Annotated in this window: 15 protein-coding genes; 12 read left to right on the plus strand and 3 right to left on the minus strand. The window is 45.5% G+C overall.

Annotated features, from left to right (window positions below):
- Positions 1 to 27: 27 nt before the first annotated feature.
- Complete coding sequence (locus ICN44_RS05305; RefSeq protein ID WP_216263022.1) at positions 28 to 1,224, minus strand: pyridoxal phosphate-dependent aminotransferase; 1,197 nt, start codon at positions 1,222 to 1,224, stop codon at positions 28 to 30.
- An 84-nt stretch (positions 1,225 to 1,308) separates the two neighbouring features.
- Here ICN44_RS05305 and yaaA point away from each other — a divergent pair, with 84 nt between their 5' ends.
- Positions 1,309 to 2,085 (plus strand): peroxide stress protein YaaA, encoded by a 777-nt coding sequence (gene yaaA, locus ICN44_RS05310; RefSeq protein WP_216263023.1) that lies wholly within the window; start codon positions 1,309 to 1,311, stop codon positions 2,083 to 2,085.
- Entirely contained in the window at positions 2,085 to 3,296 is a 1,212-nt protein-coding gene (locus ICN44_RS05315) for a DUF2863 family protein (RefSeq protein WP_216263024.1), read from the plus strand. The genes yaaA and ICN44_RS05315 overlap by 1 nt, the downstream gene beginning before the upstream one ends.
- A gap of 69 nt (positions 3,297 to 3,365) precedes the next feature.
- Here the strand turns inward: ICN44_RS05315 and ICN44_RS05320 are convergent, their stop codons facing one another.
- Together ICN44_RS05320 and ICN44_RS05325 are read right to left on the minus strand one after the other, a co-directional pair.
- A complete protein-coding gene (locus ICN44_RS05320; protein WP_216263025.1) occupies positions 3,366 to 3,740 on the minus strand; it encodes a hypothetical protein in 375 nt (124 codons plus the stop codon).
- A gap of 10 nt (positions 3,741 to 3,750) precedes the next feature.
- The gene (locus ICN44_RS05325; protein WP_072582234.1) at positions 3,751 to 4,740 is read right to left on the minus strand and encodes a malate dehydrogenase; all 990 of its coding nucleotides are present in this window, start codon (positions 4,738 to 4,740) and stop codon (positions 3,751 to 3,753) included.
- Positions 4,741 to 4,907: 167 nt separating this feature from the next.
- On the opposite strand from ICN44_RS05325, the gene ICN44_RS05330 reads away from it, so the two are divergent.
- From ICN44_RS05330 to leuD, 10 genes are all read left to right on the plus strand, one after another.
- Positions 4,908 to 5,636 carry a GntR family transcriptional regulator gene (locus ICN44_RS05330; protein WP_370624879.1) on the plus strand — a complete coding sequence of 243 codons (729 nt, stop codon included), beginning with the start codon at positions 4,908 to 4,910 and terminating at the stop codon, positions 5,634 to 5,636.
- A 144-nt stretch (positions 5,637 to 5,780) separates the two neighbouring features.
- Complete coding sequence (gene sdhC / locus ICN44_RS05335) at positions 5,781 to 6,200, plus strand: succinate dehydrogenase, cytochrome b556 subunit (RefSeq protein ID WP_216263027.1); 420 nt, start codon at positions 5,781 to 5,783, stop codon at positions 6,198 to 6,200.
- 24 nt (positions 6,201 to 6,224) lie between these two features.
- On the plus strand, positions 6,225 to 6,590 hold the full coding sequence (gene sdhD, locus ICN44_RS05340; RefSeq protein WP_216263028.1) for a succinate dehydrogenase, hydrophobic membrane anchor protein: 366 nt from the start codon (positions 6,225 to 6,227) through the stop codon (positions 6,588 to 6,590).
- 4 nt (positions 6,591 to 6,594) lie between these two features.
- On the plus strand, positions 6,595 to 8,373 hold the full coding sequence (gene sdhA, locus ICN44_RS05345) for a succinate dehydrogenase flavoprotein subunit (protein ID WP_216263029.1): 1,779 nt from the start codon (positions 6,595 to 6,597) through the stop codon (positions 8,371 to 8,373).
- Between the two features lie 16 nt (positions 8,374 to 8,389).
- The gene (locus tag ICN44_RS05350; protein ID WP_215392479.1) at positions 8,390 to 9,094 is read left to right on the plus strand and encodes a succinate dehydrogenase iron-sulfur subunit; all 705 of its coding nucleotides are present in this window, start codon (positions 8,390 to 8,392) and stop codon (positions 9,092 to 9,094) included.
- A complete protein-coding gene (locus ICN44_RS05355; RefSeq protein WP_216263030.1) occupies positions 9,091 to 9,360 on the plus strand; it encodes a succinate dehydrogenase assembly factor 2 in 270 nt (89 codons plus the stop codon). Before ICN44_RS05350 ends, ICN44_RS05355 begins: the two co-directional genes overlap by 4 nt.
- A gap of 82 nt (positions 9,361 to 9,442) precedes the next feature.
- A complete protein-coding gene (gltA, locus tag ICN44_RS05360; protein WP_216263031.1) occupies positions 9,443 to 10,756 on the plus strand; it encodes a citrate synthase in 1,314 nt (437 codons plus the stop codon).
- A gap of 17 nt (positions 10,757 to 10,773) precedes the next feature.
- Positions 10,774 to 12,183, plus strand: a complete 1,410-nt coding sequence (gene leuC / locus ICN44_RS05365) for a 3-isopropylmalate dehydratase large subunit (protein ID WP_216263032.1) — start codon at positions 10,774 to 10,776, stop codon at positions 12,181 to 12,183.
- 12 nt (positions 12,184 to 12,195) lie between these two features.
- Entirely contained in the window at positions 12,196 to 12,402 is a 207-nt protein-coding gene (locus ICN44_RS05370; RefSeq protein ID WP_216263033.1) for a hypothetical protein, read from the plus strand.
- A 32-nt stretch (positions 12,403 to 12,434) separates the two neighbouring features.
- Positions 12,435 to 13,082: a 3-isopropylmalate dehydratase small subunit gene (leuD, locus tag ICN44_RS05375; protein WP_215363275.1), complete on the plus strand. Its 648-nt coding sequence runs from the start codon at positions 12,435 to 12,437 to the stop codon at positions 13,080 to 13,082.
- Positions 13,083 to 13,103 lie beyond the last annotated feature (21 nt).

A 13,103-nucleotide genomic window follows, 5' to 3' on the forward strand; every position in this document is an offset into this window, starting at 1 on the left:
ATTTTGGGGTTGCCATTTTTTTTTCCTCTATAAATTTTGTAAGCGCTGTAAGGCATTGGCGAGTGTTTGCTCTTGCTTTGCAAAACAAAAACGAATGACGCCAGACTCGGTAGGTTGTTCATAAAAAGCAGAAACTGGAATGGCAGCTACCCCAACTTCACTGGTAAGCCATTTACAAAAATCCGCCTCGTTCAATTTAGTCTGAGGTATTCCCAGCGCGGAGTAATCAGCGCATTGAAAATAACTACCGGGACTAGGAAGCAATTTAAATTTGGTTTTACTTAAACCAGCCCTAAAAAAGTCTCGCTTAGCTTGATAAAAGGCGGGAAGATTTAAATAATGTTTTTCATCTGCAAGATAAGTAGCTAAGCCATATTGCATGGGAGTATTAACCGCAAATACATTAAACTGATGCACCTTGCGGAACTCTTTTGTTAGCGCAGATGGCGCAGCTACATAACCCACTTTCCAACCAGTGACGTGATAGGTCTTGCCAAAGCTAGAAACTAGAAAGCTCCTAGCTGCTAACTCTGGATGAGAGGAGATGCTATGGTGCTTGGTGCCGTCATAGACCATATGCTCATAGACTTCGTCACTCAGAATCAAAGCGGAAGTATCGCGAACTAAGGCTGCTAGGTGATCAAGATCTGATGTATCCCACACCATGCCAGTCGGATTATGCGGAGTGTTAATCAAAATGAGTCGCGTTTTAGGGTTGATAGCATTTGCTAATACATCCCACGGAATTTGATACGAAGCCACTTGTCCTGATTCATCACGCACAACCTGCAATGAAATGGCAATCGTTTTACCCCCAGCTAAATCTATTGCAGGTCGGTAGCAGTCAAAGGCAGGTTCGATGATGATGACTTCATCGCCAGGACCAACGCAAGAGAGTATGGCTGTAAATATGGCCTGTGTGCCACCTGCAGTAATCGTGATTTCAGTATCAGCGTCGTAGTGGTGACCATATAAACGGCTGATCTTCTGACTAATGCCATGACGAAGCTCTGCAACTCCAGCCATAGGTGGGTATTGATTGTGATCTGCCATCATGGCGGCATTCACATCAGCAATCAGTTTTCTGTCGCATGGAAAATCCGGAAAGCCTTGCCCAAGATTAATAGCCTGATGCTCTGCGGCCAGGGAGGACATCACCGTAAAGATGGTGGTTCCAACTTTTGGTAGGCGACTTGGAAAAGAGGGTGTCTCTAGCGGGTTCATGAGGGCAGGGGTAATGATCGGTCTTTTACAGCGGATATATCCGGTAGTCGCTAGAATGGTAAAAATACATAAACAAATTGTGCCATGCTGATCGTTCTTTCACCTGCTAAATCCTTGGATTACAAGACCCCCGCCAAGGTCAAGGCACCGACTTTGCCCGAGTTTGTCTCGGAATCAGCCAAGCTCATTGCTGATCTCAAGAAGCTAGCACCGCAAGACATTGCTAAATTGATGGGTTTATCCGATCAGTTGGCCATTCTGAATGTCGGTCGCTACCGGGATTGGTCCAAGAAATTCACAGAAGAAAACAGTAAGCCGGCGATCTATGCCTTTGATGGGGATGTCTATGATGGTTTTGACGTTAAAACCCTGAATGCCAAAGCAGTAGAGTTTGCCCAAGATCACATCCGAATTTTGTCCGGCCTTTATGGTGCGCTGAAGCCTCTGGATTTGATGCAGCCTTATCGCCTAGAAATGGGCACCTCATTCAAAAACGCCAGAGGTAAGGATCTTTATGCATTCTGGGGGAGTCGCGTAACTGATTCCATCAAGAAGGTTCTAGAAAAGCAAAAGAAGCCAGCCCTACTTAATCTGGCTTCAGAAGAGTATTTCAAGGTGCTCCAACCTAAAGAATTGGATTGCCAGGTCATTTCCCCGGTGTTTCAGGATGCTAAGGATGGCAAGTACAAGATTATTTCTTTTTATGCCAAGCGAGCCCGAGGCTTGATGGCTCGCTATGTGGTTGAGAATCGTATTACTGATCCCGCTGATTTAAAGGGCTTTAATTTAGATGGTTACAAGTACTATGCCGCTGAATCAAAAGTAGATAAGCCTGTATTTAGAAGGGCAGAAAGAAAATAATGGCCGTGCATCGCACTAAAGCATCGCAACGAAATTCTCCAGAAGTGGAGAAGATGGTAGCTGACGCTATTTCTTTGGCCGCATCTGGCAGTCAGATCGAGGATCGCTTCTGGGAAGAGCGTCTGAACATGCGCTTAATGCGCTTGCTCAAAAGTCAAAATCAAAACGTGATTGATGCCACCTTAGATCAAACCTTTCGTATCAATACGGTAGCCTTTGAAGTGCTTGCCGATATTGCCGAAACGTTGGCTGAGTCATTGAGGGTTGAGCATGAAGGGCAGGAGTGGGATGTGTTGTTACTAGCAATGCCGATCGTTGCGCATACTCGTTATCAGATTCCATCTGGGCCATTGCCTGTCAATATTATTGAGTCAACTGCTCAGGCCCTACAAAGCGCTATCGCTTCAACTGACACGCGCATAGCCATTGTTCCTTGGCTTTACAGCATTGATCAAATGCCGCATTCCCATTGTCAAACCCGCATACTGACCGAAGCTTTAGCAACAGCTGCAATCTCCGGAAAAGACGTCAAGCTTGAGCTGCGCGACATGTCAGAAACAATTGCCGTTTTAGCAGACCCCCGTTTTATTATTGCCGCCTTAAGTGCGCCTACTGGTTCGCCAATATTTCGTTGGCAGGCAGAGCCACCAGCTCGTCAGGAGCGTGGTGTGAGCTTGATTGGTTGGCAAACTGCTATGCAAGAGCCAATTGCATCTTTATTGCCCGGTTGCGAGTTTGAGCTTCTCTTGCCAGAGGCGTATTTCACGAACTGCCGTTTAGCGGATAAGCATGTGAGGCCTTTGAGTATTCGCGCAGCAGTCAATTTCCTGGAAAGCACCTTGGGCATTCTGCCAGCTGGCTTATCTTGTGTGGTCGGCGCCTTTGGTGAAGAGCAGGCAGATGAGTACCGAATTTCGTTCAGCGCAAAAGGGTCGTCAGAGGTGATGTATGGAGTGATCTGGCCACTATATGACCGAGAAAGTGTGGCAAGTGACGCTTTGAATGACCTCTCAGAAGATGAGAGTCCGATTAAGAAGATTTGTGACGCCTTGCATGATGCGGGGGTAGAGGATGTATTCCGTCATGCGATGCTATTTGACCCCGAGCTCTGCGATGACTGTGGTGCCCCTTTATTTCCAGATCGCTCAGGTGAAGCAGTCCACGCTGAGATGCCCGATGACGCGCCATCACAGCAGCCTTTATTTCACTAGATAAACAAAGAGGTATGCAATAAAAAAGCCGAGAAGTCTCGGCTTTTTTATTTGATGCAGTGTGAGAAATTAATTCTGCACAAAAGGTTCTGCGCCAGCAAACAAGTGTGGCAACTTACCAGATCTCATATCTGCTGTTTGGCAGAAATCGGCAAGGCGTACACCTGCTTTAATGTTGAATAACATTGCTTTGTTACCTAATACCACTAGATCGTAACCAGAGTTGGTATTTTTGTAACGAAGGCTGCCCGGCAATGAAGTTTGGCGATCCAAATCATAAGTCTTGGACTCCCAAGTTAAGCGGATCTTTTCAGTTGAGCCAGCAGTTTTGAACTGCTTGCTTTCTTGACAGGTCCAAGTAAATGCTTCTTCATCAGCAAATGCATTTGCAGCACCTAAAGTGCTAGCAAGTACAAGGCTAATGGCGAGAAGGTTTTTCTTCATCTAGTTTTCCTTATGAGAGCAAGTGCTTAACGCCAGCCTGCTCTTCGAGTAATTCATTCAGGGTGTGGGTCATGCGCTCACGGGAGAATGCATCGATCTCTAAACCTTCGATCATTTTATATTCGCCGTTTTCGCAAACTACTGGGAAGCCATAAATCACTTCAGCAGGAATGTCGTATTCGCCTTTAGAAGGAATGCCCATCGTTACCCACTTACCGTTAGTGCCGAGAACCCAATCATGAATATGATCAATCGCCGCATTGGCTGCAGAAGCTGCAGAAGACAGGCCACGCGCTTCAATGATGGCTGCACCACGCTTACCAACAGTTGGAATAAATACATCTTTGTTCCAAGCTGCATCGTTGATAGAGTCTTTGACTGACTTGCCATCGATCGTTGCAAAGCGATAGTCTGGATACATTGTTGGGCTGTGGTTGCCCCATACAACCAATTTCTCAATATCAGCTACCGGCTTGTTTAACTTGCTAGCCAATTGTGAGAGGGCGCGGTTGTGATCCAGGCGCAACATGGCTGTGAAATTCTTCGCAGGAATATCTGGAGCAGATTTCATGGCGATGTACGCATTGGTATTTGCTGGATTACCAACAACCAATACTTTTACAGTCTTCTTAGCAACGGCATTCAATGCTTTGCCTTGAGCTGTGAAAATTTGTGCGTTAGCGGAGAGCAAGTCTTTACGCTCCATGCCGGGACCACGTGGACGTGCGCCAACTAAAAGGGCAACGTCGATATCTTTAAAAGCGGTCATTGGGTCAGAGTGCGCTGACATACCTGCCAATAGCGGGAATGCGCAGTCTTCCAACTCCATCATGACGCCAGTTAAGGCTTTTTGAGCTTTTTCATCAGGAATCTCAAGTAATTGCAGGATGACGGGCTGATCTTTGCCCAGCAGGTCGCCATTGGCGATGCGGAATAAAAGGGAATATCCGATTTGACCGGCTGCACCGGTTACAGCGACACGCATTGGGGCTTTTGCCATTACTGAGAACTCCAAAGGAAGGTTAATTGGGTTAAATAAAGAAAACTTTTCTATTATCCATTCAAGTGTAGGGACTTTAGCTTTACACTGTCAATGATGTCTTATATAAGACTAGAATTACCTTGAATTTTATCCAATTGACACGGCCTGGAGTTAATTTGTCTGATGTGAATTTGCCTGTTGCCTCATTTAGCCCTCTGTACGAACAGATCAAGGCGATGATTTTGGCTAGTTTGCAAGCCTCGGAATGGCTTCCAGGGATGGCTATTCCCAGTGAAATGGAGCTCGCAGCCCGTTATGCCGTGAGTCAAGGGACTGTCCGTAAAGCCATTGATGAACTAGCTGCCCAAAATTTACTGGTTCGCCGCCAAGGCAAGGGCACCTTTGTCGCCACCCATCAAGAAGACGACTGGCAATATCGTTTTTTACGCTTAGCCCCGGATTCTGGTGAGAAATTTCACCTGACCAACCAGTTTTTGACCTGCGAAAAGATTAAAGCTACGGCTTACGTGGCTAATTTGCTCAAATTAAAGGCAGGTGACTCGATTATTCATATCGACCGGGTTCAGAGTTTTGCAGGAAAGCCCATTGTTTTTGAAGAGATTTTTCTACCCGGAGCTCGTTTTAAGGGCTTAGATCTTGAGGCGCTGAATGCATGGCATGGTCCTGTATATGCATTCTATGAGGGGCACTACGCCACCCATATGGTGCGCGCAGAAGAAAAAATTAAGGCAGTAGCTGCTGATGAAATGCTGGCAAAACATCTGCATCTGGAAGAAGGCGCGCCAATCCTTTCTGTAGAGCGGGTAGCTTTCACCTACGGGAATAAGCCAGTAGAAATTCGTCACGCTAGATACGACACTTCAGAGCAGCATTACGAAAACAAATTGAACTAAGTGCGTTGATGAACATATCCGTTAAAACCCCTATTAAACCCCTATAAACCCGTAAAAATCCCCACCAGACTTAAGGTTTCCAATAGAATATGTTGCGACACAACAAAACCACAATGAACCTCCACCTAAAGATAGAGATTACCCATGGTTGATTCACAGCAAAATGTAAAAAAAGATAGACCGGTTTACCGAAATATTGGTCTTGCCCAGTTGATTAAATACCGTCTCCCTTGGGCGGGTAAGGTGTCGATTCTTCACCGTATTAGCGGAGCAGCATTGTTTTTAATGTTACCTTTCTTGCTTTATCTTCTAGACCAAAGCTTAGCCTCAGAATTGAGCTATCAAAAGTTCCAAGCAATTACTGGTCATATGCTGGTGAAAATTATTTGCCTTGGATTGATTTGGTGTTTCTTGCACCATTTCTGCGCTGGTATTCGCTATCTCCTATTGGACTTAGAAATTGGTGTTGAAAAAGTGGATGCAAACCGCTCAGCTATCTTTGTGTTTTGCTTGGGCCTGGCTTTGACCGCAGTTGTTGGTCTCAAATTATTCGGCTTGTACTAAGCGCACATCATTTAAGGAAATTTCATGCCTATTTATCAAATTGGACCAAAGCGCTTAGTTGTGGGCGCGCACTACGGCCTTAAAGAATGGATCATCCAACGCGCTACTGCGATAGTGATGGTGGTATTTACGATTGTTTTGCTAGTGGACTATTGCATTACTGGCAGCGCTACTTATGAAGGTTGGTCTGCTTTGTTCAGCAACCAATTTATGAAGTTGTTGACGCTCTTGGCGTTCATCAGTCTGTTTTACCACGCCTGGATTGGTATCCGTGATATCTGGATGGATTACATCAAGCCCGTCAGCATTCGTTTGACACTGCAAGTGTTAACCGTTTTGTATCTAGTAGCCTGTGCAGCCTATGCTGTGCAAATTTTGTGGAAAGTGTAATTCGATGACTGCAATTAAAAAATCATTGCCACGCCGCCGTTTTGATGCGGTGATTATTGGGGCAGGTGGTTCCGGTATGCGCGCATCTTTACAGTTGGCTGAAGCCGGCTTGAATGTTGCTGTATTAACTAAGGTATTCCCAACACGTTCACATACAGTTGCTGCCCAAGGGGGTATCGGTGCTTCATTAGGCAATATGAGTGAAGACAATTGGCACTATCACTTCTATGACACCATCAAGGGATCTGACTGGTTAGGTGACCAAGACGTGATCGAGTTCATGTGTCGCGAAGCTCCAAAAGTTGTTTATGAGTTAGAGCACTTCGGCATGCCATTTGACCGTAACCCAGATGGCACGATTTATCAGCGTCCATTCGGTGGTCACACAGCAAACTATGGCGAGAAGCCTGTGCAACGTGCTTGTGCTGCTGCTGACCGAACTGGCCATGCCATGTTGCATACCTTGTATCAACGTAACGTGCGCGCTAAAACAAACTTCTTTGTAGAGTGGTTGGCGCTAGATTTAATTCGTGATGATGCAGGTGATGTTGTTGGCGTTACTGCACTCGAAATGGAAACAGGCCAGGTCTATATTTTGGAAGCCAAGATTGTGATGTTGGCAACTGGTGGTGCAGGACGTATTTGGGATGCATCGACTAACGCGTTTATTAATACCGGTGACGGTATGGGCTTAGCAGCTCGCGCAGGTATTCCATTGGAAGATATGGAGTTCTGGCAATTTCACCCAACTGGCGTAGCTGGTGCAGGCGTGTTGTTGACAGAAGGTTGTCGCGGTGAAGGCGGTATCTTGCGTAACAAAGATGGCGAGCGTTTCATGGAACGTTATGCGCCAACCTATAAAGATTTGGCCCCACGCGATTTCGTATCCCGCTGTATGGACCAAGAAATTAAAGAAGGGCGCGGTTGCGGTCCTAACGGTGACTATGTTGTACTCGATCTGACACACATTGGTGCCGAGACCATCATGAAGCGTTTACCTTCTGTTTATGAGATTGGTATTAACTTTGCGAACGTTGATGTCACTAAAGAACCAATTCCAGTAGTGCCTACGATTCACTATCAGATGGGCGGCATTCCAACGAACATCAATGGTCAAGTGGTTGTTCCTGCAAATGGTATCCACAATGAAATCGTCAATGGTTTGTATGCAATTGGTGAGTGTTCATGTGTATCCGTACACGGTGCGAACCGCTTAGGCACTAACTCATTGCTCGACCTCTTGGTATTCGGTCGCGCAGCCGGTAACCACATTGTTGGCCTAGATCTTAAAAATCGCGAGTTCAAGCCCTTACCTGCGAATGCTGGTGAGCAAACATTGGAGCGTATTGCGAAGCTGGATAACTCAACTTCAGGTGAGTACGCGCAAGACGTTGCAAATGATATTCGTAAGTGCATGCAGAAATATGCTGGTGTGTTCCGTAATCAAGAGTTGATGGACGAAGGTGTTCGTCAAATGGCTAAATTGACAGAGCGCGCCAATAACTTGTGGCTTAAAGACAAATCCGAGATTTTCAATACAGCACGTATTGAGGCTTTGGAAGTGGCTAACTTGGTCGAAACTGCAAATGCAACCATGATTTCTGCTGCAGCTCGTAAAGAGAGTCGTGGTGCACATTCGCATGATGACCATCAAGAGCGCGATGATGAGAATTGGATGAAGCACACCCTTTGGTACAGCGAGGGAAATAAGCTTTCTTACAAGCCGGTTGTCTTGAAGCCCCTCACTGTTGAGTCCTTCCCTCCTAAAGAACGTACTTTCTAAGCAAAAGAGATAGAAGATGAGTGATATCCGTATATTCGAAATTTACCGCTACGATCCAGATGTCGATGCTGCTCCACGCATGCAACGTTATGAGTTAGAACTCACTGGTGAGCGTATGTTGTTGGACGCTTTGATTTCTTTGAAGAAGCAAGATGAGACGATTTCTTATCGTCGCTCATGCCGTGAAGGCGTCTGCGGTTCAGACGCTATGAACATCAATGGTAAAAATGGTTTGGCTTGTTTGACTAATATGTTGACTTTGCCTAAGGTCATCACATTGCGCCCATTGCCTGGCTTGCCAGTCGTGCGCGATTTAATTGTCGATATGACTTTGTTCTTCAAGCAGTATTTGTCAATCAAGCCTTACTTGGTAAACGAAAATCCACCTCCTGAAAAAGAGCGTCTTCAGAGTCCTGAAGAGCGTGAAGAGTTGAACGGCTTGTATGAGTGCATCTTATGCGCATCATGCTCAACTTCATGCCCATCTTTCTGGTGGAATCCAGATAAGTTCGTTGGCCCAGCTGGTTTACTGCAGGCTTATCGCTTTATTGCGGATAGCCGTGATGAAGATACCAATCAGCGTTTGGATAATTTAGAAGACCCATACCGCCTATTCCGTTGCCACACGATCATGAATTGCGTAGATGTATGTCCTAAGCACTTGAATCCAACGAAGGCAATTGGCAAGATCAAGGAGTTGATGGTTCGTAGGGCAGTATGACCCTCGGCAATGCAGAGTTATATCGTTTAAAGAGTGATGCTCGTAGGGGCTTGCTAGAGAACGATTTAATTCTGCAGCGTTTCTTTGAGCGTTACGGCACTCAATTAAGCGTAGAAGATGGAAAAGTTTTAAGCCAGTTATTAGCTTTAGATGACAACGACTTGATGGATTTATTGATTGGTCGTAAAGACTCTATAGCCAGCCTGGAGAAAGAGATGCAAACAGACTCTTTCAAGATGGTTTTACAAAGGCTGAGAGAGAAGTAATTCAGCTTTTTGGTGCAGTAGCGTTATAGACGCATGGTTGAATAGTGTATTAATCATAATTTTGAATGACTAAGGATTAGAAATGATTGAATCGGACATCAAAGCAAAACTCTCGTTTTCGGATGGCACACCAGATATTGATCTGCCAATTTATAAAGGGACAGTGGGTCCTGATGTAATCGACATTCGTAAGCTCTATGGTCAGACTGGTAAGTTCACTTATGACTCAGGCTTCTTATCTACTGCGTCATGTAATAGCAAAATTACCTACATCGATGGCGATAAGGGTGAGTTGCTCTATCGCGGCTACCCAATCGAAGATTTAGCTAATAACTGTGACTTCTTGGAAGTATGCTACCTGTTGATCAATGGTGACTTGCCAAACCCTGCCGAGAAAAAAGCTTTTGATGAAATGGTGATTCACCACACCATGGTTCATGAGCAAATGCAATTCTTCTTGCGTGGCTTCCGTCGTGATGCACATCCAATGTCTGTATTAACTGGCCTGGTTGGTGCAATGGCTGCGTTCTATCATGACGAGATCGACTATGCCGATGAAAAGGCGCGTGAAGTGGCGCAAATTCGTTTGATCGCAAAAATGCCAACCCTAGTTGCAATGTCTTATAAGTATTCCGTAGGGCAACCGTTTATTTATCCAGATAACTCGTTGTCATACACTGCAAACTTCATGCGTATGATGTTTGCAACGCCATGTGAGCAGTACAAAGTAAATCCAGTATTGGTACGCGCCTTAGATCGTATCTTTATCTTACATGCAGACCATGAGCAAAATGCGTCTACATCAACTGTACGTTTGTGTGGTTCTTCAGGCACGAATCCATTTGCTGCTATTTCTGCTGGTATTGCTTGCCTCTGGGGCCCTGCACACGGCGGTGCTAACGAAGCCTGCTTGCAAATGTTAAATGAGATCCAGGCTAGTGGCGGTGTAGATAAGATTCATGAATTCATCGCTCAAGTAAAAGATAAGAACTCAAGCGTTCGCTTGATGGGCTTTGGTCACCGTGTTTACAAAAACTTTGATCCACGTGCAAAGTTGATGCGTGAAACTTGCTACGAAGTATTGAATGAACTTGGTCTGCAAGATGACCCATTATTCAAGTTGGCCATGACTCTTGAGAAGATTGCTTTGGAAGATGAGTACTTTGTTAGCCGTAAGCTCTATCCAAACGTTGACTTCTACTCTGGCATCGTTCAACGTGCTCTAGGGATCCCAACAGAAATGTTCACCTGTATTTTTGCTTTGGCAAGAACAGTAGGTTGGATTGCTCAGTGGGAAGAAATGATTACTGATCCTGAATACAAAATTGGTCGTCCACGTCAGTTATACGTAGGCGAAACAACGCGTAAGGTTCCAAACATCTCTGTTCGTAAATAAGGTATCTAAGGTCTCTCATGTCTCGTACGCTTTATGACAAATTGTGGGATGACCACGTTGTTTACTCTGAAGAGGATGGCACAGCCACGATTTATATTGATCGTCAATTGCTGCATGAGGTAACTAGTCCTCAGGCATTTGAAGGTTTGAATTTGGCTGGTCGTCCAGTTTGGCGTATCTCCGCTAATTTGGCAGTTTCTGATCACAACGTACCAACGACTGATCGCTCCGAAGGAATTACTGATCCGATATCCAAGTTGCAAGTAGATACTTTGGATCAAAACTGCGATGCCTTCGGGATTACCCAATACAAGATGAACGACACCCGCCAAGGGATTGTTCATGTCATCGGACCAGAGCAGGGTGCAACTTTGCCTGGCATGACCGTGGTTTGTGGTGATTCGCATACTAGTACGCATGGTGCTTTTGGTGCTTTGGCGTTTGGTATTGGCACTTCGGAAGTCGAGCACGTATTGGCAACCCAAACTTTGCTCATGAAGAAGAGCAAAAATATGCTGGTGCGTGTTGCTGGTCGCTTGCAACCAGGCTCTACTGCTAAGGACATCGTTCTCGCTGTGATTGGCAAGATTGGTACTGCAGGCGGTACGGGTTACACCATTGAGTTTGCTGGCGAAGCCATTCGCAACCTTTCAATGGAAGGTCGTATGACTATCTGCAATATGGCGATTGAAGCTGGCGCGCGCGCTGGTTTAGTTGCTGTAGATGAAACTACAATTGAATATATTCAGGGTCGTCCATATGCGCCTAAGGGCCCAGCGATGTTGCAAGCTTTGCAATATTGGAGAACCTTGCATTCAGATCCTGATGCAAAGTTTGATGCCGTAATTGAATTGCGTGCAGAAGAAATCGCTCCACAGGTTACCTGGGGAACTTCACCAGAAATGGTGCTTGCGATTAGTGAGCGTGTTCCTGACCCAGAAAAAGAACGTGATCCAAACAAGCGCTCCGCAATGGAACGTGCTTTGGAGTACATGAACCTTACGCCAAACACTCCTCTAAGCAGTATCTCTGTGGATAAAGTATTTATCGGCTCATGCACTAACAGTCGCATTGAAGATATGCGTGCTGCTGCTAAGGTGGTCGATCGTCTAGGTAAGAAAGTAGCTGCTAATGTGAAGTTGGCGTTAGTTGTTCCTGGTTCTGGCTTAGTCAAAGCGCAAGCAGAGCGTGAAGGTCTGGATCGTATATTCAAGGCTGCTGGTTTTGAATGGCGTGAGCCTGGTTGCTCAATGTGCTTGGCGATGAATGCCGATCGCTTGGAGCCAGGAGAGCGTTGTGCCTCAACATCGAATCGCAACTTCGAAGGTCGTCAAGGCAATGGTGGCCGCACACATTTGGTTAGCCCTGCGATGGCAGCTGCTGCAGCGATCGAAGGTCACTTTGTTGACGTACGTAAGATTTCATAAGGAAACTAATTAATGAAATTTTCTTCACTTTGTTTAATTTCTAGACTCGCAATTATTGGCATCGCTGGATTCATTATTTCTGCATGTAGCAGCACTATGGAAGGTGTTGGTAAAGACTTGCAGAACATGGGAACTTCCATGGGTGGATCAAGTAATACACAGCAAAACAATCAATCTCAAACCAAGGGTAAGGATGTTGTTATTACCCCTGTGAAGTAAACATTCAGAGTAAATAGAGTAAAAGTCGAATCATGGAAAAATTTACGGTATACAAAGGTTTAGTTGCTCCGCTTAATCGCGAGAACGTGGATACCGATGCCATTATTCCGAAGCAGTTTCTAAAATCAATCAAGAAGACTGGCTTTGGTCAAAACCTGTTTGATGAATGGCGCTACCTCGATCATGGTGAACCTGGTCAAGATTGCAGTACACGTCCCATTAACCCAGACTTTGTTCTCAATCAACCCCGTTACAAAGGTGCTGGCATTCTGTTGGCTCGTAAGAACTTTGGCTGCGGCAGTTCCCGTGAGCATGCACCCTGGGCCTTGGATCAATTTGGCTTTAGAGCGGTGATTGCGCCTAGTTTTGCAGATATCTTCTACAACAATTGCTTCAAAAACGGTGTTTTGCCGATTGTCTTGACTGAAATGCAGGTTGATCATCTTTTTAATGAAACCCAAGCGTTTAACGGCTATCAATTAACAATTGATCTAGCGGCACAGCAGGTTATTGCCCCCGATGGCACTGCTTATAGCTTCGAAGTGGCCCCATTTAGAAAGTATTGCCTTCTTAACGGCTTAGACGATATTGGCCTAACCCTGCAACATGCAGATAAAATCAAGGCTTATGAAGCCGAGCGCATTCTAAAAATGCCTTGGCTTGCGACACAATTGCCGTAATTTAGTTGATTTAAGGGCCTT

The organism is Polynucleobacter sp. JS-Fieb-80-E5 (assembly GCF_018882015.1).
Classification (GTDB): domain Bacteria; phylum Pseudomonadota; class Gammaproteobacteria; order Burkholderiales; family Burkholderiaceae; genus Polynucleobacter.